This window comes from Citrifermentans bemidjiense Bem, assembly GCF_000020725.1.
GTDB lineage: Bacteria > Desulfobacterota > Desulfuromonadia > Geobacterales > Geobacteraceae > Geomonas > Geomonas bemidjiensis.
The window spans coordinates 484,955-505,063 of record NC_011146.1 but is presented as its reverse complement, the minus strand read 5'-3'; the positions used below and the strand labels follow the sequence as shown (position 1 = coordinate 505,063).

Sequence of the window (20,109 nt, the reverse complement as noted above, 5' to 3'; positions counted from 1 at the left end):
TGAGTCATTCGTCAGCTCCCCTTGTACATTCCGCTTTTTGTGGAAAGCTTTTCCTGGTGGAGGAAAAGTCGATGATACAGAGCGCGGCAACTCACATGGAACAGTTGATAGTATTCGTGGTCCAGCTCTTCGTGATCGTCGATCCTCTCGCGGCCGTCCCGATCTTTCTCGCCATCACCGTCTCCCACACAAAGCAGGAACGCAGGTCCATAGCGCGACGCGGCTGCTCGATAGGCCTTCTGGCCATCGTCTTCTTTCTGGTAGCAGGCCCGTCCCTGCTGAGATACTTCGCCATCAACACTTCAGCGGTGCAGATAAGCGGAGGGTTGCTGCTCTTTGTCATCGCCTTGGAACTTCTTTACGGCAACCCGACCGGCACCCAGACCAGCAGCAAGGAAGAACGCCTGGCCGAGAAGAAAGAGGACGTCTCCGTCACCCCGCTGGCCATTCCCCTGCTCGCCGGCCCCGGTGCCATCGTCACCTGCCTCGTTTTTTCCAGCCAGGCAAGCGACGCCCTTTCCGTGCTGATCCTCATCGGCGGGGCGGTCATAGTTTTTTCAGCGGCCTACCTGCTGCTGCACTGGGCCGACGAGCTGGCCCGCATCTTCGGGGAACTGGGGATGAAAGTAGCGGTAAGGATAATCGGCCTCATCCTCGCCTTCATCGCCGTACAGTACGTCATCAACGGCATCACCGCCCTCTGGCCCGCAGTTAAAGTTCCTTCCGCATAAAGGGGACACCGCTTAAAGGGGGACAGGCTACTTTTTGAAATCAAAAAGTAGCCTGTCCCCTTTTTCTGCGTCCGTTCCATAATCTCAGCAAGGTGGATAAAGGTCCCCTCCCCCGGAGGGGGAGGGACAGGGTGGGGGCAACAGGCCGAGTCGCGCCTAATCACGTTGCCTTTTGATGCCGGCGGAAGTATAAAAGAAGCCCATTTGAGCAGGGTCTCGATTAAATCCCCCCTCCCCTTGCGGGAGGGGGTTAGGGGGTGGGGGTAGGTGCCGCCTTTGCGCGGCTGGCAAGTTCACCCACTCCCGTGACCCAGCTGAATATCCATAAACAAGAGTGAAAGATGAAGCACGAGCACGAAAAGGCGGTCAAAGAGAAAAGACGGCTGGCGCAGAAGCTTTCGCTGGAGTTACTTGGCCCAATCATCGGCAAGATGCCGAAGTCGAGCATCGAGTCGCTGGAAAAGCTCTCCTACCTCCCGAAGATCCAACGGCACATCCTCGACATCATCCAGGTCGCCGACCCCCGCGTAGTACGCCACGACCTGAAGGCCGCCTTTCCCCCTTTCATCAGAACAGAGGCGGCATTCGGCAAACGCAACCTCTACCTCTTGAAAGACGCGGTAGTCTCGCCCGATTCCGGTATGGTCTGGATCGGCAACAGGATCCTGGAGGAGAGCGTGGGATCCTTGCGCCGCATCATGGACTGGGGAGACATGCTGCACGAACCGCTGCTTCCGGTTAGCGAGCTCAAGTCGGATGAACCTGTCGTAGTCTGCCCTCCCGCCGCGGGGTACTACCATTGGCTCCTGGAGGTCCTGCCCAACCTTCTCTTCGCCCTCTCCAGGTTTCCCGAGGTCAAGATCGTCCTTCCCGAGAACTCCCCAGCCTACGTCATGGACGGGTTGTCCATGATCCTCGGCCCCGAGGCAGCCGACCGTTTCATCTTCTGCTCCACTCCGCTCAAGGTCCGGAACCTGGTGATGCCGCAGTACCTTACCGCACCCGAATTTACCAGCCCGCAGGTCATCGACCTGCTCAAGTCGCAGGTTAAGCCGAAGGTCGTTGCCGAAGAGACCTCCGGCGTGCCCGCATCCGGAACCAAACTCTACATCTCGCGGCGCAAAAGCAGGAGGCGCCGTCTGCTTGGCGAGGAGGAGCTTGAGAGGAAGCTCCAGGAAAAGGGTTTCAGCATCCTGCACCTGGAGGGTGTTTCTTTCCAGGAGCAGATCCGCATCTTCCACCAGGCCGATACGGTAGTGTCGACCCACGGCGCCGGCCTGAGCAATCTCGTCTGGTCCGAGCCTCCGTGCAGGGTGATCGAGATATTTCCCAAAAACTACATCCTCGACTGTTTCGCCTGGCTCAGCTTCAGCCAAGGCTTCGACTATCGCTACGTCATTTGCAGCACCGGCCACAAGATAGACGACGAAGCCATGGCCGCCGTGCTGCGGCAGCTGTAATCCTGCCTCAAGATCCCGCTGAAGCCGGGAAGCCATCTCACGCCCGCTCACTACGCTCGCTCAAGACGCCAAGGCGCGAAGAACGTCAACAGGCTCTTGGAATTTCTTTGCGTCTTTGCGGCTTTGCGTGAGAAGAAGTTTTCACCCTGCTGCAACCCCTCCGACACATCCCCGTGACCTGCGGCTGTTACCCTTCGTCTTAACAACACGAAAGGAGCCAAAACATGTGGAAAGCAGACGTTGTTGACCTTAACCTGACCCGCTTTTACGAGATGTCCACCAGAGTAGTCCTCTCCTTCCTGATTCTGGCGATACTGCTGGCCATCGTTGCCGGCGTCGGATGCGCCGTCTACGACCTTCGCCTCATCTTCCAAACCGACTTTCACGCAGCCTTCAAAACCATCATGGTCGACATGCTAACGGTCCTCGCCATCATCGAAGTTTTGAGGACCGCACTGGCCTACTTCAGCGAGGGGCGGGTCAAGGTCACCTACATCATCGACACGGTGATCGTCACCGTACTTACCGAAGTCATGGCATTCTGGTACAAAAACATCCGCTGGGAAGAAGTCGCCATGACCATTTCCCTGGTGATCTCCCTTTCCCTGGTAAGGGTCATGGCCGTCAGGTACTCCCCGGCAGCTATCAGGAAAGAGCTTTGATCGACCGGCCCTCACTCTCATAGCACAATCAGTTTTCCTTTCTGGACCGCCCCCCTCCCCTCGCCTTATCTCTCATCCCATAGCTCATCTGTCACTCGGCTCTCACCGGGGTCTCCACTCTGCATTTAAAAAAAATAATCACCCGCACATTGACTATCAAAAGCAGCATGTGTTACTTGAATACAACATTCATTTTCTGCAAGGTAGTCATTGAAAACATACCGATTCATTGACACTTTTATTTGATATTCAAGTTGATTTGAAACTGAAACACAAAATCCAGCTAACTCTAGAATAGTTGAGTAGCTTTGTCTTGCGGTCAGTTTCAAGTCAACATTTCATCAACAACAGGAGAGGAAAAATGCACAAGAAGTTGGTTACCAGCACATTGGCCGCAGCACTTATCGCCGTATCTTCCATAGCCGGAGCATCGGAAATCGATACGCTCCGCAAGCAGGTCGACGACCTAAGCGACCAGGTCAAGCTGCTGCAGACAAATTCCGCGACCCCGACGGAAGCATCGGGCTTTCGCAAGAAGCTTTGGGACAACACGCGGTTCGGCGGGTACGGCGAGCTCGACTACATCGTGAAGCGTGAAAACGGCAACGGCAAAGGCAGCAACACCTTCGATCCGCATCGCCTCGTGCTCTACGTAAACTCGGACCTCTCCGATTGGATCACCCTGAACACCGAACTCGAGTGGGAGCACGCCGGGGTCAACGAAGATCTGGCCAGCGAGACCGAGTTGTCCGGCGAAGTCGTGGTCGAGCAGGCATTCCTCGATTTCAAACTGCAGCGCGAGTTCAACGTGAAGGCCGGCATCATGCTGGTGCCGCTGGGGGCGACCAACCTGTACCATGAGCCGACCAACTTCAACTCAACCGAACGTCCCGAATTGGATCGCTACCTGATTCCTTCTACCTGGCGCGAAATGGGCGTAGGCATCCACGGCGCGCTCGGCGACAGGGTGGATTACCAGTTGATGGTCATGAACGGCCTGGACGGAACCGAGTTCTCCGCCAAGAACGGCATCCGTGAGGGGAGGCAGAACATGAACAAGGACCTCAACCGGAACAAGGCCGTCACCGGCCGCTTAGAGGTGAGACCTGCCACCAACCTCTACACCAACCTCTCCTTCTACACCGCGAACTCCGCCAAGGACGGGAGCGCCTACACTACGGTTGCCGCCTTCGACGGCAGGTACAGCATCGGGAGGCTTGACCTTGGCGGAGAGTACGTCCACGTCTTCCAGAACAACCCCGCCCTTTTGAGCGACGATGTCGGGCACAACATGTCCGGCTATTGGGTGGAAGGAGCATGGCACGCCATGCCGGAGAGCTGGAAAAAAGGTAAGCTCGCCAATGCCGATGCAGTTGTATTCGTAAGGTATTCCGAGATCGACACCCAGGACGGCGGAGCCATCAACCCGGCGAAACAAAATGGGAGGTTCGACCGGAACTACACCACCTTCGGCGTCTCCTTCAAGCCCGTCACCCAGTTGGCGATCAAAGCCGACTACCAGATCTACGACGATCACGGCACCGGCGGCAGCACCAAGCTCGACAACGACAAGTTCCAGGTAACATTGGGATTTGTCTTCTAAATGAAAAAGGGGAGGCCGGATCGGCCTCCCCTTTTTTGTTCCCCCGTAGCTATCAACAAGGAGCTTTAATCGCTCTCCCGCCCTTCCATGTCCCTCTTTCCGGCTCGACTCGCTCGCAACTCCCCTGGGAAATGACGTTTTGGTTTTTGAATATGTCATATTTCCATTCAAATACGTCACATTCGTTAGTGAATATGTCATATTCGTTAGTGAATACGTCACATTTTGAATCAAATATGACGTATTTGATTTCGAAAATGACACATTTGGAAAAAATAGGATGTTTCCCGCTCCGGAAATGACACATTTGAAAAAAAGATGACCTTTTCCGTGCAAGATTTCACCTGATGGGAGCTCTTATGTTCCGGCCTGGGAACTGAGCATCTCCCACTGTTGCCGATTAGGAGCTTACTGCGGAACTTGTTGATTTAGCTGATTGAGGTGAGAAGGTTAGAGCGGGAAGATCCAGCCCCCCTGGTTGTCGCCAAGGGGGGCTTGGGTGGAGTTATGGGAAAAGACTGATGGGATTGGACCAGGGACCGAAGATGTCCCCCCGCTTACCTCTGATCCTGAGCCAGTTGAGTTGCGTGCGGTTCAATCCGGTGATCGGTATGCTCTGACATTTCGTCGACCATTCCACCAGCCTCCAATTTTCTTCCAAGCTGGGATCGGCGTCGCAGGCCCACACTTCGTATCCCTTTGCGCCCATTATCTTTGTGAGTGACACCTGGGGATGACCTTTCTTGTCGAAACTGACCCTGAAATTCTTGGGACGCTCCAGCACGACGGCGGAAGCCGCTGTTTTCTCCGCTGGGCGATTGAGACCGAAAGACTCCATCACGGAGGGATCTTTAGCTGTGACAACCTTGGCCAAACCCAAAAGGATGGAGAGGTTTTGGTCAATCAGCTGACGATCCGCAGCGCAGGCTTTGATCTTCTCCGGGTCTCCTTTCAGAGAACCCGCGAAATTGGTCGCGTATCGTTCGTGAAGCTCGATATAAAAGTCAGGCGTGGGGATGAGCGATAAAAGGTAGTCGAACATCTCCTTGTTGTAGGTCGCAGTCACCACTGCGGACTTGGTGATTATCTCGGGATGGCTCAATTTGCTCAAGGGCATCTGCGACCTCCGCATTAGCTATCTCCAATACACCAAAATAGTAAACGGGCTTTAGCCGCTGTCAAAAAAAATCTTGAAGGCCTCGGAAATAACCCAAAACAAATAAATGGGTCGACGACACTCCGCTGCCAAAGGAATCATTCGGCTCCACAAGAGCCTCCCCCTTAACGAAATAACCAACGCTGAACTAGTCTTGTATAGCGTGGCATCACCACGTACACCATAAGAAAAACGACGAGTCCAGTCACTGCTAACGTAGCTATTAAACGATTATTTGGGATCCCAAGGAATTGCAGAATTGGGGTAACTATCAGAGGAATACCTAACGCTAAAGGGTAGATGGCTGACCATGTCACCAGATACTGTTTCCAGCGAACCGGCACCTTGGCTTTCGCCCCCGCGGGTGTAAACCAGAAATCCAGTCCGCTACTGATAAAAAAGTCGTCGTCGGTCACAAACAGTGGCCGAACTTTTTCTATCAAACGGGCGCGGGTCGGGGATTCCATCCACTCCCGCAAGTGCGCTTCGGTATCGAATCGAATGATGATGGTATAAGTTTCCGACAATCCAGATATCGGACGCACGATATGCCAGTCCAAATGACCGGGCGAAGCTTTGCAGAGAGGCGCAATTTCCTTGAGCCAGCTTTCGTATTCTGCCTGCTTGTTTTCACGCAACCGGTGCGTAATAACTACCGTCGCGCCCTCGATCGGTTTTGGATCAGCTGATATGACGGCGTTCATGGCTTTGCCCTCTCTTAATTACTATGCCAACGACCGGCGGATGAGCGGCAGACTTGCTTTGTTTTTCTCAGACTTCTCCCCCACTTTTATAGGCACGCGAAGTCCATCTCCACCCATGTGGGTGTATCTTTCTTCTGCTCCTCATGTGTTACAGAATTATCGGTATTATGTCACCCGAAAATTCACGTGAACCTACCGCAAGTTGGATATCATACCTCCATAAGCTTCGTCCACCTCCCCCAATTGCAAATATTCCGCGTGACTTGACAGGCGGGACCTCGACTGCTTCGGAAGAACCATCAAGGCTGACGATCAGTTCAGCCATTCAGCACATGACCTTTGACATAGATGAAGGATCTCTATATATTGCGATCATTTAAGCTGGGTCAATGAAGGTTGCACGTGAGTAGCGTCAGCATATTCCACTCGAGAAGGGGGATGAACAGTTTTCTGTCCATCCCCCCAATTGGCACAAATTCCGACCATCACAGCGCGTCATATCAATGAGTTGGGCGAACGTAGCCTGATAGATATTTTAATGTTGCATGCCGACAAGGGGGGATGACGGCAATTTCCTCCTAATTACATAGTTATGTGAATCAATAAAATAAGGAGATGCAAAAATGAGCAATCAAAGAATCAAAATTCCACGTGCCTCTGACCGATCAATAGTCGATGCATTCAAGGAACTTGGTGAGACATACGGAGTGTCCTCAGCTCACATCTCCGCATTAGGCTTTAGCAACCTCGGCGAAGTCAACATCGGTGGTAACGCGAGTGGAGATTTGGCGGCACTCCTTGAGTTGAAATCAGCTGTAATTGATGGAATGTCTTTGCAGATAAGAGGCCTTGGAATTTCTTATTCTCGTGGCGGACAGTATCAACCTGAGCAAAAATCCCCAATTTTTGATGAAATTGTTTTGAGCTATAACCAGCAGGGCAATCTAAGTAACACCGAAAAGATGCAAATTGTTGCTTTTATCAACAAGAAACTTAAAGCGTTTGATCCAGGGCGACTTGCTGGTCGGGGAGTTTCCGAAGAACAAAACCAGATGATTGCAATTCATGAAAGCACCCTTGAACGACTTGAATTGTTAAACGAGGATCTTGTTAGGCAAAGCTCCGCATTTAGGGAGAATCTTGAAGTTCAGTACGCAGATAAAGTTACAAAACTGGAAGAGGCAAACTTACAGCAAAAAGCCATATTAGAAGAGGACTACAAGGAAAAGTCGGTCAGCTTAAAAGAAAAAGAAAAGCTGCTTGAAGAAAAAATTAAAACAATTGATGACAGAGACAATACCCATGTCCGTAGAGAAATCCGGGACAGAATGTTGGAAGATGTAAAAACCAGAATTAGTAACTTTGGAGTATCTTCCAACACCGAAAGAAAAAGAAAACCAGTATTTTTCGGGATGCTGACATTGGTGGTAATCCTGCTTACATTATTACTGTATTCCGGATTAGAAGCAAAAATGGCTATAACAGGCACAGACAAACTTCCAATGTACTGGTTATGGGGGCGGTTTACGCTGTATTCATTAGGCTTGGTAGGAACAATACTTTATTACATCAAATGGGAGAATAAATGGGCTGAACAACATTCTTCCTCCGAGTTCCAACTCCAACAATTTTATATAGATGTAAATAGAGCAAATTGGATTATCGAAAGCTGCCTTGAGTGGCGCAAAGAGACGCAGTCAACCCTCCCCAAAACACTCATTGAAGGAATTTCAAGGAACCTCTTTGTCAAAGAACAAGATGAAACCGAAAAAGTTATTCACCCTGCAGATCAACTTGCCTCGGCGCTTATGGGAAGGGCATCTAAGCTTAAGTTGAGGCTTGGTGAAAATGAATTGGAATTTGACAAACCGGGAAAAATTCCGAATAAGCCGCTACGTGTCAGGCCAGTATCAGAGACTGACACATAACAAGCGCTCGGACCGTGATCGGGCATAAAGCCGCCCGTCAGGTCAAGCGCGGCCCCGTTGAACAAGTAAATATATTCGGAGGATGCGAATGCCAGACAAAAATTATACTTTTCAATTACTGACAGTTGATAGCAGTCGTACAAGCAAAATACAAACAGAAGAACAAATGCTTTATTCATTAATGTCTAACAACGACTTGTGGAATTCGCCAAAACTCCATAAGAATAAAATTGAATGGGGTGGCCTTTCCGTTACTGTCACCGAAGTTGACATGAAAGGCACATCCGAAAGCCCACAAAAAGCCTTCACTATAAGTTCTGTTGGACACATTGAACCGTTAGAAAAATTCAGGTTACCGTTGACTTCACATATTCAAAAACAAGATTTTTCGCTTGTTTACATTTTGACTGATGAAATATCAGAACAGATCGCATGTGAGATATATCCAAAACTAAACAGGATTGAAAATAGGTTGAGACATTATTTAATAAAATTCTTTGTTACAAAACTTGGACCAGATTGGTGGAGACTCACAGCAGATGCTGAAATGCAAAAAAAAGCACATCAACGACGGAACAACGAAAGAGTTTTTTCTCAACATATTGATAACAAGGCGTATCTCATAGATTTTTTTGAACTAGGTAAAATTGTTTATGCCCAAACTTCAGGATATATAGAGAAAGATGACATTATAAGTAAGTTAATGAGTCTTGACGAGAGCGTGGAGGCATTGAAAAGGTTCAAAGAAGAATTACAGAGTAACTATACAAAATATTTTAAAGAAACCTTCAAAGACAAAGGCTTCCAAGATAAATGGATTCGTTTAGAAGAAATTAGACATAAAGTAGCACATAATAACTTGTTTGTGCATGAAGACCTAATAAAAGCCAACGAATATATAGATAGCTTGCAATCTATAATAGATGAAGCTGAACAAAAAATAGACGAAGTCGCATTCAGCAAGGGCGAGCAAGCGGCAATACAAGAATCAATAATGGAAAGCCTCTCTCAGCCTGTTACCTCCCCAACAGGTCAATTTTCAGCAATTACGAAAGAAATACTACTAGACGAACTTGAAAAACAGGAACGAATTGAAAGAGAACATGGCGGTTACGTTGGCTTATCTCGATTCGTCAAAATATGCCTTGGCGACCAAGGTTATGACTACGTATCTTCTTATAATATTATCAACGAATTAGTCGAGGCCAAAGAACTTGAGCTATACGACAAATCAACAGCGGACGGTTATCCTGCGCGAGCAATAAGAAGGATGAAGATTGCAGAGGACTGACTATCTTTCACCTTGGCTCTTAGAACCAGCATTTATTAAGGAAACGAGTAAGATGTTCAACCAGCGGCAAGACCGGCTTAGGTCCGGTCAGCCTTGTGACGTTGAAACCATGATGCAATGCGTATGACGAACCAAACAGATTCTATCGAACGTGCCCTTGTAGCGGCAAGCGCTTGGCTGGTTGAACACGGCTTTCAACTGAACAACAGAGAGTGGGCCAGTTTGATCTTGATTGGAGTTTTGGCTGCGTGGCTGCTGCCACAGCCCCATATTAGGCATAGCATTAGGAGCGTAATCCGCTCTGCGATGTCGCCGAAACTTCTCATCATATGGATTTCCTACGTTTTATGGATCGCACTATTTGTGTTTCTTGCGCAATGGCAGTGTCTTTGGGACCAGAGTTTAACTAAAGACACTGTTGTGTGGGCGGTGACCGTAGGTTTTGTATCACTTGCGGGTTTTACTGATGCCCATAAGCCGGGTTTTTTTTCGCGTGCTGTATGGAAGACTGCCGGAATCTCGGTCTTGATGGAGTATCTTGTCAATCTCAGTGCGTTTCCGCTTTTTGTAGAAATTATCCTGCAGCCCGTGATCATTGTGTTCTCGACAGCGCCCGTCCTCATCAAGACGTCGGATGAGAAGAAAAAATGGCAAGGCTGGAGCAGTCGCTTCTTCCTTATTTTGGCTGCGGCCCTGCTTGGAAATACGGCAATATCCCTGTCATCGGCTTGGGATTCTATTGATTTCCGGTTGTTCGTCCTGCGCGCGGGATGGCCAGTGGGCCTAGGGCTTTGGGTTCTTTTGTTGGTCTTTTTATGGAGCTTAGTATCCAGCTACGAACAGGCCTTTATACGCCTGGAATTGGCACGGCCCGATCCGCAAGGAGTGTGGAAAGTCAAAGCCGGCCTAGTATTAGGACTGGGGCCGAACCTGGAGTGGATTCATCGTGCAGCTAAGGGCGGGACACACCACATTGCAAGGACCGAATCTGTGTGGGCCACCGTGCAGGCGGCAAGAGAGTTCAAACACGAACAACTTGCCAAGAAAAAAGCTGAGCAGTCCTATCAAGCGGACCTTAAACGATTTGCAGGCAATCCAGATGTAGACGAACAAGGCCGGCCTGTCGACAAGCGCGAATTCCGAGAGACAAGGGAAGCGTTGGATTGGCTTCACACATGCCACATGGGATGGTTCCGCCATGCACCCACTGTTTACAAACACGAGCTTCTTGACAGGATCGGTGATGATTTTACAAGGCAAGGGCTTCAGATTCCATCAGGGATAGTCATGGAAGTGGCGGACGATGGGACTAAGTGGTACGCGTGGAGGCGCACCATAGGTGGCCATCATTTTGCCATCGGGGCCAATGGCGATCCGCCCAACCAATGGCGTTACGATGGCCGAAATCCTCCCACAGGATTTCCAGGTATCGCTCCGGAGTGGGGCAAGTCGCCGTTCGAAGCCGATGTTGCACCAAACTGGCATGAATAGGAAAGGCTAAGGGGGCGCGACTCCACTTTCAGGCAGTGGACAAAAAGCAAATGTACCAATAAGGCCCATGGACGCCGACCGCCCGATGAAACTGGTCGGGCGGGTCATGGCCCTAGCCGTTGAACAAAAGAAAGAAAACGAATGACAATTCCATTCAAGAATGTCGATGCCATTCTCTTCCTAGCTGAGCTCAATCTTCAATGCGATTTTGCAGAACGTGCCGCCACACGCTTGCAACTGGCACGAGCTGGTTGGCTGAAAGAAACTGATTCTATAAGGATGCCTCCAATAGAGATTTTTGAAGCGTGCCATCAACTGCTTCTTGCGTCTGGTGTGATTTCAAAAATCTTGTTCGGAGCTGGTGTCCGTGCGCAAAATAGGGGGAAACTGCTGAGGGAACTGATGTTGCTTCCAGAGTTACCGCTCCTTGCCGAAAGGAGTGTACGGAATTCATACGAGCACGTGGATGAACGTCTCGATAAAATGACACATAAGTTTTTGCCAGGGGTAAAGATAAGCCCTTTGAGTGTGTCTGACAACAAACCAGAACCTAACGAAATCATTCTAAAACGGTTTTCCCCCAAAGATATGCGCATCTATTTTTCTGAGCAATTCGTAGACCTCATGGGGCTTATCAGTGAGATTGATAGCGTGCGTAGGGGTGTCAACTTCGGCATGGCTAATATGAATGGGCGTCCAGAAAAAGTCCTATGAAACGCAGGTTATAAGCCCAACCGGACAGTTTGAATCAGGTCAAGGGCTGAATTTATCGCGGGAAGAAGGTTCATAAAATAAGGAGACGAATATGGAATGGAATTGTCCTGATTGCAAAACCAACAACTCTGAGGATATAACTCGCTGCACCTGCGGGTATGACATTGATAGGGGATCTCCGTCGAAGAGTACAACAGCAGAGTCGCGGATTCATGCACCCAAGTCAAATAACAATATTGTTCGAAACCCATTTGTTATTGGAATACTGATACTTCTTACAATTATTGCATTGTTTTTTATGTTTGCACCTAGTGAAAGAGTTAATTCAGTAAAAGAAACTTGGTTAAGAATCAGAAAGGACCCTGCGCAAATATGTCTAGATAACGCTAGGTTGAAATTGTTAGATCCAGATAATGCAAGAATAATAAGTTTTTCATATGTGCCAGAAGAGTTTTCGTATGTACTAAAATACAAATCAAAGAATAGCTATGGCGCTTATGTTGAAGGAGAGTATTTCTGTGATGCAAAAGGCGGCCCTGACGATTCAATAGAAAGGTTAACAAAGAAAATAAAAGCAGAAAATGCAGAGCGTGAAAAAACACTTAACAGAGCGAAACCTGCTGCTCGGTAAGAGTGAGCATGCAGTGCGTCAGAAAAGAAATAGCGAAATGTCCAACTTGCGGCACGACCAGACCGCCCGGAAAGGCTGGGCGGGCTGGTCAGCCTTATGGCGTTATGCTTAAAGGAAAGAGATGATAATTCCTGACAGAAAAGAAAAATACGTCTGTAGAGCCTGTGACAACCAATGTTTTCACAGGCCGGCTTCCAATGGCAAGTCTTTTGGAAAGAGATCTGGCACAGGCTCTGAATGGCACTATAAAACCTACGAGGTCCTACAGTGTGAGCATTGCGAGAATGTCGTTCTTTGCATTCACCACTGGACAAACCCTGGCCCAATGATCGGTGACTCGTACATCACCAAGACCGAATTTTTCCCACCTAAACAATTTTGGAAGAAACCGTTATGGTTCCCAAAGCTCTCAAAGGCATACCAAAAGATATTCTCTGAGGTTTACTCAGCTCTAGATTCATCTCTTTTCATTCTTGCGGCAACTGGCATTAGGACAGCCCTAGATAAAGTAATGGTGGAAAAAATAGGTGATATTGGACGGTTTGAGACAAAGGTCGACAGATTAGTGGAAAAAGAAATTATTACCCCCGCTGACAAAGAACTGTTAATGGCGGTTGTGAACGCCGGTAGTGCCTCAGCACACCGCGGCTACTCTCCCACTATCAAGGCCACAACCCACATGATGGAAATTACAGAACACATCTTTTATAAGCTGTGCTTCGAGCAGAACAAAACTGCTGACTTGCTATCAAAGGCGAGAACACTTAGGCGCGCAACTCCGGGAAGAAAGAAGGCATAACCAGCGCTAGGACCATGGCCGGGCAGAGCCCTGCCCGGCAGGTCAAGCACAAGACCGTTGGTCGGCGCGAACAGCCGGTTCATGCAGCGTGTTTATGCTTGAGTGTCTCCCACCCGATACATGCAAGCCAGATATTTCGTGGAATCCGCTTGCTGCCAGTGCGGTAGTGAGTGATCATCCTGCGGGTCATACCAAGCGCCTCCGCAGCAGTCGACAAGGAAAGATCGTTGCGCTTCATCCATTCGTTGAATTCTTCAGGGGACGGTTCACCTGCCTGTGCCTTACAACGGGTGTACAAATGGTCGGCTCCAAGCTCGATGTCTTCGCTCCATTCTACGCTGTGACCGTACCAGCCGACACGAGCCTTTTTGAAGACCTCTGAATCTTTGAGCGGTTCTAATAGTGCAAAACGCAACATCCAGTCTCCAATGTCGGCTTGCATGGTTTCACCGGTCGTCCAACGGATAACCAGACCGGCAGGCACCGTTACAGTGACTTCTTCAATTCGCGGGGGTTTGTTCATCTTGTAATCTCCAGTCGAAGCTGACAGGAACTGCTACTTCAACTGAGAGAAAAGAATGGAATAAAAAAAGAGGCCAGCTATTCAATAGCTGACCTCTTAGTTTTTAAGTGGTGCCCAGAGACGGAATCGAACCGCCGACACGAGGATTTTCAATCCTCTGCTCTACCGACTGAGCTATCTGGGCAAGAGACCAACTTTATACTTGAATAATCCGAACGAGTCAACCTCTTTTTTTACTTTTGTGACTGTTCATAGAACCTGAACATCTTCCCTCACCCTGTCCCTCTCCCGCTGGGCGAGGGGACGTCTGGCCACGGACTATGGCTAAAGAGCAATGTTCTGCTTCAGGCTGAGGCTTCTGCTTTCGGTGCTGCTTTTCCCTGACTACGCGCGGGAGATGAAACGGCCGTCGCGGGTGTCTACTTTGATCTTCTCTCCGGCTTCAAGGTACGGCGGCACCTGCAGACGCAAACCGGTCTCTAGGACTGCTTCTTTGGTCTGGGCTGTGGCGGTGGCGTTTTTCATCGCGGGGGCGGTCTCGGTGACTACCAGCTCGACGGTCATGGGAAGATCGACGTTGACCATGCGCTCCTGGAAGATGCCGAGCTGTACTTCGGTACCGTCCAACAGGAAGGGGGCTATGGCGCTGAAGTTGTCTTCTTCCATCTCGAACTGCTCGTAGGTCTCCAGATCCATGAAGACGCCGCGGCCGCCGTCGGCATAAAGGAACTGCCCCTTGTGGCGCTCGAAGTCCGCTTCGTCTACCTTGTCGCCGGAACGGAAGGTCTTCTCCAGCACCTGGGAGGTGATCAGGTTGCGGTACTTGGTCTTGACCATTGTGTTGGCGCCGCGGGCGGACGGGGACTGGAAGCTTACGTCTACTAACACGCAGGGAGCGCCGTCCAACTGGATGACGAGACCCTTCTTGAAATCATTGGTAGTGTACATGCAGGATTCTCCTTTACGAAATGTCCCTTTTTAGCAGAATTCTGTGATAAGTTCAACCGCGCCATATAGGTGGCGGCTATAGAGAATGGAGGATTTGTGAAGATAGATACTGAATTCATCAAACTGGACAGCTTCCTCAAAGCTGTGGACGCTGTCTGTTCAGGCGGCGAGGCGAAGATCATCATCTCTGAGGGGATGGTGTCGGTGAACGGCGAGGTGGAACTGCGCCGCGGCAGGAAACTGCGCCGCGGCGACAAGGTTCAAGTCGAGAAAAAGACGTTCCTGGTGGAATAGCTTCAAACTAGCCGCCGGCGCGCTTGGCCTTGTAGCCGCGCTTGGCGAGTTCGGCTAAAAGGACGTCGGCGTGGTCGCCCTGGATCTCGATTATGCCGTCTTTGGCGGTACCGCCGCAGCCGCAGCGGCGTTTCAGCTCTCCGGCAAGGGCGGTGAGTTTATCTGCATCGAGGGGGAGGCCGGCAATGACGATGACTGTCTTGCCGCCTCTCCCTTTTGTTTCGCGCCTTAGACGCACTACGCCGTCGCCTGCAGGGGCTGAGGCGTTCTTGCGGCAAACGCAATCCTTGAGGGGCTTGCCGCAACCCGGGCACATGCGGCCGAATTCGGAGGAGTAGACTACGGGGGCGTCGTTGTTGGAGCTGGTCTTTTTCATAGGGGCTTTTGTAGCAGAAAAGACGCTGAGGATACAAGATAAGAAAAGCAAAAAGCGTCTCACGCAAAGCCGCAAAGGCGCAAAGCAAACCAGGAGTTTTTCTTTGCGCCTTTGCGGCTTTGCGTGAATCAGGTTTTTAGTTCCACCGGCCTCGGCACCTCGCTTTCCATGATCGGGCGGGGGGTCAGGCGGTCGGGGATCTTCAACACTGTTACTCCCGGCGGCGGCTCTATCTCCCGGTACAGGGGCTCGCTTCCACGCTGATAGGTCTTGGAGAAGTGCATCGGCAACACGTACTTGGGGCGCAGCCGGTCCAACATCATGTTGAAATCGGCGGTGCTCATGTGCCTTGAAAGCCGCGCCTTGGTTTGCTCGGAGGCGAGGAAAGCGCACTCACAGACAAGAAGCGTCACTCCCTTTACCAATCCTTCCAGGCTCGCCATGTTTTCCTCTGAGTACCCGATGTCGGTGACATAGCCGATGCTCGCGGGTTCCTCGAACTTCCTGATCCGCTGATACAGTGCCGCGGCATCGGGTTCCAGTCGTTCTTCCACTTCTTCTCCGCTGACACAGAGATGCCTTACCGGGTTCCCCTTCATTTCCCCATCACGAAAGAGCTTCTCCAGATCCTTCAGCCACGCGCCTTTTCTGACGCACGCTTCGGCCATCCGTTCGTCGTCAATCACGAAGGCAGCGCCTTCTTCCACCTTGTAGGCGAGGACGGGTATCCTGTGCTCGCACTGCGCGCTGGTCACGGTGAGGTGCCTGTTGCTGTAAAGGACGCCGGAGCGCTCCCCTTCCCTGCTGGCGGCGAAGGCATCGGGGCCGCTAAAAAGCGTGCTGCTGATCCGGCCGTCGTCTATCTCGCTTACCCTGAAGTTGCCCCAGAAGGTGTCGGCGAGGTTCCAATCGTAGCAGGAGAACTTGTGACCCATGCGAGCCGCAAGACCCGGAGGACCGAAGACGTCGATAGTGCGGGGAGAGGCGTGGCTGTGGCGGACAACGCTGTCCATCCCCATGAAATGGTCCATGTGGGCGTGGCTGATGAATATGGCGTCGATGGAGGTGTAGACCCTCTTGGCTAGGTGGTGCATCTTGCCGCAGTCGAAGAGAAGAGCACGTCCGGTAGGGCGCACGCGAACCAAAAGCAGCGGGTCGTCAAAGAGACCGGCAAAAAAGGTGGGTTCCAGGTAGCGAAAAGGTTTGGGCATGCGCAGAATTTTACCATTAGATTGACCTGCATCAATTGCATCACTGTCTGATCGGGTTACAGTTCCTATCAAGAACGAAACCTATGTGAGAGGAGAATGGATATGGCTGAGAAAAAAGGGGTGGCTCTTGGAGAGAAGCTGAATCTGGTGAACCTGGCTGGCTATCAGGATGGCGCGGTGGTGAGCAGGACGGTCATAGACAAGCCGGTGGGAACTATCACTGCGTTCGCCTTTGACGCGGGAGAGGGGCTGAGTGAGCATACCGCCCCCTATGACGCGTTCGTGCAGGTGCTGGATGGGGAGGCGGAGATCAATATAGACGGGACCGCTCACAATGTCGCGGCGGGGGAGATCATCATCATGCCGGCGAATAAGCCGCATTCGCTTAGGGCGGTGAAGCCGTTCAAGATGCTGCTGGTGATGATCAGGGCTTAAAGCACTCACCACAGCGGAACACAGAGGAACCACAGAGGGAAACAACTTCTAAAAGCTCTAAACAGGGATGAAAGGGATACAGGGGATAACTGCATAAAACAAAAAGCTTTACGGTTAAACCAGAAGAGAGCTGTTGTATTTCCATGTCACAAAATAAGGGGCGCAGATGCTCGAAACGAGTATATCTGCGCCCCTTGTTGTTTCTGCCTTTTCCTCTGTGTACCTCTGTGAACCTCTGTGGTGAGCTTTTAGCCTTGCCTGGCTTACCTGCAGCCGCAGCCGCAGCGATCGCTGATGTCGGCTTCGTACCCTTTCCTCAAAAGCTTGGCTACTTCTTTGGAGTGATAGGTCAGGATCAGGTCGGCACCGGCACGCTTGAAGGACATCATGGTCTCCATAATGACGCGGTCTTCGTCGATCCAACCCATCTTGGCGGCGGACTTGATCATGCTGTACTCGCCGGAGACGTTGTACACGGCGGTCGGGAGGTTGAACTCGTTCCTCACCTCGCGCACGATGTCGAGGTAGGGAAGGCCGGGTTTCACCATGAGGATGTCGGCGCCTTCTTCGACGTCCATGCGTGCTTCGCGGATGGCTTCGAGCCGGTTAGCCGGATCCATCTGGTAGGAACGACGGTCGCCGAACTGCGGCGTGGACTCGGCGGCTTCCCTGAACGGACCATAGTACCCGGAAGCGTACTTGACGGCGTAGCTCATCAGCGGGATCTGGTTGAAGCCGTTGTTGTCCAAAGACTCGCGGATGGCTGCGACGCGCCCGTCCATCATGTCGGAGGGTGCGACCATGTCGGCACCGGCCTTGGCATGGGAAAGGGCTTCTTTGGCGAGCAGCTCCAGGGTCTCGTCGTTGTCGACGTCGCCGTTTTTGATCACGCCGCAATGGCCGTGATCGGTGTACTCGCACATGCAGACGTCGGTGATGACGGCGAGCTTGGGAACGGATTTCTTGATGGCGCGAATGGTCTCCTGGATGATCCCGGTGTCGGAGTAGGCGTCGGTCCCCATGGCGTCCTTCTGCTCGGGAATGCCGAAGAGGATGACGGCGGGAACACCCAGCTCGTAAACTTCCTGCGCCTCCTCGACGATGTTCTCGATGGACTGCTGATAGATGCCGGGCATGGAGGAGATCTCTTTCTTGATCCCTTTGCCGAAGGCGGAAAACATCGGGTATATGAGGTCATTGGCGGAAAGCGAGGTCTCCCTGACCATGTTTCTGAAGACTTCTTTGCCCCGGATCCTTCTCGCTCTGTACAGTGGGTAGAACATTGATCTCTCCTTTTTGTCTGTTGTTGCCTTTAAAACCTTCCCTCACCCTGTCCCTCTCCCGCTGGGCGAGGGGACCTGCGGCCACCTGATACAGCTAAAGAGGGAGGTTCTACTTCAGTTACCGTAATTCCCCTGCGCGAAAATATTCGATCATCTCCGCGGCCAGCGCGTCGAGCGTGTACTCGGCGGGCTCCATGTGCACCTCAAGCCCCAGATCCCGGCAGGTCTTGGAGGTGATGGGGCCGATGGAGGCGACCTTTACTCCTTGCATCAGATGCAGGAACCGGTTCTCGCCCAGGATGGCGGCCAAGTTCTGCACGGTGGAGGAGGAGGTGAAGGTGGCGCAGTCGATGCGACCGTCCTCGAGGGCGGCGAGCGCCTCGGCTGGGATATCGTCAGGGGTGTGGTTCGCATAGGCGACAGGTGCGATGACCTGGGCTCCCATCCGCCCCAACTCCTCGGTGATGACTTCGCGGGCACGGTCGCCTTTGGGGAAAAGCACCCATTGTCCTGCCATGTCCATCTCGGAAAAGATTTCGATGACCCCCTCGGCCTTGTAATCGGAAGGGATCAGATCGGCCCGAATGCCGTATTGAGCCAGCGCCGCGGCGGTCTTGGGACCGACGGCGCAGACGCGGCAGCGGCCGAGGGCACGGGTGTCGAGGTTGTGCTCGGAGAGTCTGGCGAAGAAGTACTTCACGGCGTTGTACGAGGTGAAGATGATCCAGTTGAAGCTGTCCAGCCCCTCGATCGCCTCGTCGAGTGCGGAATGATCGGTGGGCGGGGTGATTTCGATGGTCGGGCAGCAGTAAGCCCTGGCGCCGAGCTGCTCCAGCTTGGAGGTGAACCCGCCCGCCTGGTCGGCGCCGCGGGTCACCAGGACCGAGCGCCCGAAGAGCGGGCGGTTGTCGAACCAGCGCAGGGTTTCCCTGAGGTTGACCACTTCGCCGACTACGGTGATGGCGGGCGCCTTGAACTCGGCGGCCTTCGCCTTTTCTGCGATGTTCGCCAGCGTTCCGACCAGCACTTCCTGCTCGGGGCGGGTGCCCCAGCGGATCAGCGCCACCGGGGTCTGCGGCGCGCGGCCGTGCTCCATCATGCTGCAGGCTATGTGCGGCAGGTTGGTGACGCCCATGTAGAAGACGACGGTGCCGCTTCCCAGAGAGAGACCTTCCCAATCGATTTCGGAACTGGCCTTCCCTTTCTTCTCGTGCCCGGTGACGAAGGCGACGGAGGTGGTCACGCCGCGATGGGTAAGGGGGATACCGGCATAGCTGGTGGCGCCGACTGCAGCGGTGATGCCGGGGACGATCTCGAAGGGGATGCCGGCCTCGACCAGCGCCTCGCATTCTTCGCCGCCGCGCCCGAAGATGAAGGAATCGCCCCCCTTGAGTCTCGCCACGATCTTGCCCGAGAGCGCCTTCTGTACCAGTAGTTCGTTGATCTGGCTCTGCTCCCGGTTGTGCTCGCCGCCGACCTTGCCGGCGTAGATGAGCTCCGCCCCCTTCGGGGCGAGGCGCAGCAGTTCCTCGTTGGCCAGGTAGTCGTACATCACCACCTGGGCCTTGGTCAGGCAATCGCGCCCTTTCACCGTGATCAGGCCCGGGTCTCCAGGACCCGCACCGATCAGATAGACATATCCGTTCTTCATATCAGCGCTCATAGCGACACCACACCAAAAGGCAAAAGGCTAAGGGGAATCCATTAGCCTTGAAAAGAACAAAGTGAAAGCTGCAACCTAAAAAGCATTAACACAGAGGTCACGGAGGATCACGTAGGTCACAGAGAGAAACAAAAAGACTTTGACTCGGGGAAAGCCGTTCTTGGTCCCCCCTCCCCTTGCGGGAGGGGGGGGCGAAAAGCTTTTGT

General features: G+C 52.1%; 20 protein-coding genes and 1 tRNA gene. 12 read left to right on the top strand and 9 right to left on the bottom strand.

Annotation, left to right across the window (positions count from 1 at the left end):
• The first annotated feature begins 71 nt into the window (after positions 1-71).
• From GBEM_RS02110 to GBEM_RS02095, 4 genes are all read left to right on the top strand, one after another.
• Positions 72-731 carry a MarC family protein gene (locus tag GBEM_RS02110; RefSeq protein WP_012528865.1) on the top strand — a complete coding sequence of 220 codons (660 nt, stop codon included), beginning with the start codon at positions 72-74 and terminating at the stop codon, positions 729-731.
• A 341-nt stretch (positions 732-1,072) separates the two neighbouring features.
• On the top strand, positions 1,073-2,191 hold the full coding sequence (locus GBEM_RS02105; RefSeq protein ID WP_012528864.1) for a glycosyltransferase family 61 protein: 1,119 nt from the start codon (positions 1,073-1,075) through the stop codon (positions 2,189-2,191).
• Positions 2,192-2,415: 224 nt separating this feature from the next.
• A complete protein-coding gene (locus tag GBEM_RS02100) occupies positions 2,416-2,853 on the top strand; it encodes a phosphate-starvation-inducible PsiE family protein (RefSeq protein ID WP_012528863.1) in 438 nt (145 codons plus the stop codon).
• Positions 2,854-3,214: 361 nt separating this feature from the next.
• Positions 3,215-4,456: a porin gene (locus GBEM_RS02095; RefSeq protein ID WP_012528862.1), complete on the top strand. Its 1,242-nt coding sequence runs from the start codon at positions 3,215-3,217 to the stop codon at positions 4,454-4,456.
• A 505-nt stretch (positions 4,457-4,961) separates the two neighbouring features.
• Here the strand turns inward: GBEM_RS02095 and GBEM_RS02090 are convergent.
• Both GBEM_RS02090 and GBEM_RS02085 read right to left on the bottom strand, forming a co-directional pair.
• Positions 4,962-5,573 carry a hypothetical protein gene (locus GBEM_RS02090; RefSeq protein WP_012528861.1) on the bottom strand — a complete coding sequence of 204 codons (612 nt, stop codon included), beginning with the start codon at positions 5,571-5,573 and terminating at the stop codon, positions 4,962-4,964.
• 164 nt (positions 5,574-5,737) lie between these two features.
• The gene (locus GBEM_RS02085) at positions 5,738-6,316 is read right to left on the bottom strand and encodes an antibiotic biosynthesis monooxygenase (protein WP_012528860.1); all 579 of its coding nucleotides are present in this window, start codon (positions 6,314-6,316) and stop codon (positions 5,738-5,740) included.
• A gap of 623 nt (positions 6,317-6,939) precedes the next feature.
• Between GBEM_RS02085 and GBEM_RS02080 the strand changes: the two genes are divergently transcribed.
• The 6 genes from GBEM_RS02080 (at position 6,940) to GBEM_RS20290 (ending at position 13,170) form a co-directional block, all read left to right on the top strand.
• Positions 6,940-8,244 (top strand): hypothetical protein, encoded by a 1,305-nt coding sequence (locus GBEM_RS02080; RefSeq protein ID WP_012528859.1) that lies wholly within the window; start codon positions 6,940-6,942, stop codon positions 8,242-8,244.
• An 88-nt stretch (positions 8,245-8,332) separates the two neighbouring features.
• The gene (locus tag GBEM_RS21150) at positions 8,333-9,535 is read left to right on the top strand and encodes a HEPN domain-containing protein (protein ID WP_012528858.1); all 1,203 of its coding nucleotides are present in this window, start codon (positions 8,333-8,335) and stop codon (positions 9,533-9,535) included.
• A gap of 123 nt (positions 9,536-9,658) precedes the next feature.
• The gene (locus GBEM_RS02070; RefSeq protein ID WP_148212885.1) at positions 9,659-11,026 is read left to right on the top strand and encodes a hypothetical protein; all 1,368 of its coding nucleotides are present in this window, start codon (positions 9,659-9,661) and stop codon (positions 11,024-11,026) included.
• Positions 11,027-11,167: 141 nt separating this feature from the next.
• The gene (locus GBEM_RS02065) at positions 11,168-11,740 is read left to right on the top strand and encodes a hypothetical protein (RefSeq protein ID WP_012528856.1); all 573 of its coding nucleotides are present in this window, start codon (positions 11,168-11,170) and stop codon (positions 11,738-11,740) included.
• Positions 11,741-11,831: 91 nt separating this feature from the next.
• Complete coding sequence (locus GBEM_RS21145) at positions 11,832-12,371, top strand: hypothetical protein (RefSeq protein ID WP_012528855.1); 540 nt, start codon at positions 11,832-11,834, stop codon at positions 12,369-12,371.
• A gap of 121 nt (positions 12,372-12,492) precedes the next feature.
• Positions 12,493-13,170 (top strand): DUF4145 domain-containing protein, encoded by a 678-nt coding sequence (locus GBEM_RS20290; protein WP_012528854.1) that lies wholly within the window; start codon positions 12,493-12,495, stop codon positions 13,168-13,170.
• A 79-nt stretch (positions 13,171-13,249) separates the two neighbouring features.
• Here the strand turns inward: GBEM_RS20290 and GBEM_RS02055 are convergent, their stop codons facing one another.
• From GBEM_RS02055 to GBEM_RS02045, 3 genes are all read right to left on the bottom strand, one after another.
• On the bottom strand, positions 13,250-13,693 hold the full coding sequence (locus tag GBEM_RS02055) for a DUF2442 domain-containing protein (protein ID WP_012528853.1): 444 nt from the start codon (positions 13,691-13,693) through the stop codon (positions 13,250-13,252).
• Between the two features lie 108 nt (positions 13,694-13,801).
• A tRNA-Phe gene (locus GBEM_RS02050) sits at positions 13,802-13,877 on the bottom strand.
• A 200-nt stretch (positions 13,878-14,077) separates the two neighbouring features.
• A complete protein-coding gene (locus GBEM_RS02045; RefSeq protein ID WP_012528852.1) occupies positions 14,078-14,641 on the bottom strand; it encodes an elongation factor P in 564 nt (187 codons plus the stop codon).
• Positions 14,642-14,737: 96 nt separating this feature from the next.
• On the opposite strand from GBEM_RS02045, the gene GBEM_RS02040 reads away from it, so the two are divergent.
• A complete protein-coding gene (locus tag GBEM_RS02040) occupies positions 14,738-14,935 on the top strand; it encodes an RNA-binding S4 domain-containing protein (RefSeq protein ID WP_012528851.1) in 198 nt (65 codons plus the stop codon).
• A 7-nt stretch (positions 14,936-14,942) separates the two neighbouring features.
• Here the strand turns inward: GBEM_RS02040 and GBEM_RS02035 are convergent, their stop codons facing one another.
• Positions 14,943-15,311 carry a translation initiation factor Sui1 gene (locus tag GBEM_RS02035; protein ID WP_012528850.1) on the bottom strand — a complete coding sequence of 123 codons (369 nt, stop codon included), beginning with the start codon at positions 15,309-15,311 and terminating at the stop codon, positions 14,943-14,945.
• Positions 15,312-15,439: 128 nt separating this feature from the next.
• Positions 15,440-16,522 carry a ribonuclease Z gene (locus GBEM_RS02030; protein ID WP_012528849.1) on the bottom strand — a complete coding sequence of 361 codons (1,083 nt, stop codon included), beginning with the start codon at positions 16,520-16,522 and terminating at the stop codon, positions 15,440-15,442.
• A gap of 102 nt (positions 16,523-16,624) precedes the next feature.
• Between GBEM_RS02030 and GBEM_RS02025 the strand changes: the two genes are divergently transcribed.
• A complete protein-coding gene (locus GBEM_RS02025) occupies positions 16,625-16,957 on the top strand; it encodes a cupin domain-containing protein (RefSeq protein WP_012528848.1) in 333 nt (110 codons plus the stop codon).
• Between the two features lie 263 nt (positions 16,958-17,220).
• Here GBEM_RS02025 and hemB read toward each other — a convergent pair whose 3' ends face one another.
• Positions 17,221-18,240, bottom strand: coding sequence for a porphobilinogen synthase (hemB, locus tag GBEM_RS02020; RefSeq protein ID WP_012528847.1), 1,020 nt, complete (start codon positions 18,238-18,240; stop codon positions 17,221-17,223).
• A gap of 118 nt (positions 18,241-18,358) precedes the next feature.
• Positions 18,359-19,891, bottom strand: coding sequence for a uroporphyrinogen-III C-methyltransferase (cobA, locus tag GBEM_RS02015; RefSeq protein ID WP_148212884.1), 1,533 nt, complete (start codon positions 19,889-19,891; stop codon positions 18,359-18,361).
• Positions 19,892-20,109: the final 218 nt, after the last annotated feature.

Coding starts and splice junctions, on each gene's coding strand:
- GBEM_RS02110 (WP_012528865.1), top strand. CDS start 72: ATGATACAGAGCGCGGCAACTCACATGGAACAGTTGATAGTATTCGTG.
- GBEM_RS02105 (WP_012528864.1), top strand. CDS start 1,073: ATGAAGCACGAGCACGAAAAGGCGGTCAAAGAGAAAAGACGGCTGGCG.
- GBEM_RS02100 (WP_012528863.1), top strand. CDS start 2,416: ATGTGGAAAGCAGACGTTGTTGACCTTAACCTGACCCGCTTTTACGAG.
- GBEM_RS02095 (WP_012528862.1), top strand. CDS start 3,215: ATGCACAAGAAGTTGGTTACCAGCACATTGGCCGCAGCACTTATCGCC.
- GBEM_RS02090 (WP_012528861.1), bottom strand. CDS start 5,573: ATGCCCTTGAGCAAATTGAGCCATCCCGAGATAATCACCAAGTCCGCA.
- GBEM_RS02085 (WP_012528860.1), bottom strand. CDS start 6,316: ATGAACGCCGTCATATCAGCTGATCCAAAACCGATCGAGGGCGCGACG.
- GBEM_RS02080 (WP_012528859.1), top strand. CDS start 6,940: ATGAGCAATCAAAGAATCAAAATTCCACGTGCCTCTGACCGATCAATA.
- GBEM_RS21150 (WP_012528858.1), top strand. CDS start 8,333: ATGCCAGACAAAAATTATACTTTTCAATTACTGACAGTTGATAGCAGT.
- GBEM_RS02070 (WP_148212885.1), top strand. CDS start 9,659: ATGACGAACCAAACAGATTCTATCGAACGTGCCCTTGTAGCGGCAAGC.
- GBEM_RS02065 (WP_012528856.1), top strand. CDS start 11,168: ATGACAATTCCATTCAAGAATGTCGATGCCATTCTCTTCCTAGCTGAG.
- GBEM_RS21145 (WP_012528855.1), top strand. CDS start 11,832: ATGGAATGGAATTGTCCTGATTGCAAAACCAACAACTCTGAGGATATA.
- GBEM_RS20290 (WP_012528854.1), top strand. CDS start 12,493: ATGATAATTCCTGACAGAAAAGAAAAATACGTCTGTAGAGCCTGTGAC.
- GBEM_RS02055 (WP_012528853.1), bottom strand. CDS start 13,693: ATGAACAAACCCCCGCGAATTGAAGAAGTCACTGTAACGGTGCCTGCC.
- GBEM_RS02045 (WP_012528852.1), bottom strand. CDS start 14,641: ATGTACACTACCAATGATTTCAAGAAGGGTCTCGTCATCCAGTTGGAC.
- GBEM_RS02035 (WP_012528850.1), bottom strand. CDS start 15,311: ATGAAAAAGACCAGCTCCAACAACGACGCCCCCGTAGTCTACTCCTCC.
- GBEM_RS02030 (WP_012528849.1), bottom strand. CDS start 16,522: ATGCCCAAACCTTTTCGCTACCTGGAACCCACCTTTTTTGCCGGTCTC.
- GBEM_RS02025 (WP_012528848.1), top strand. CDS start 16,625: ATGGCTGAGAAAAAAGGGGTGGCTCTTGGAGAGAAGCTGAATCTGGTG.
- hemB (WP_012528847.1), bottom strand. CDS start 18,240: ATGTTCTACCCACTGTACAGAGCGAGAAGGATCCGGGGCAAAGAAGTC.
- cobA (WP_148212884.1), bottom strand. CDS start 19,891: ATGAAGAACGGATATGTCTATCTGATCGGTGCGGGTCCTGGAGACCCG.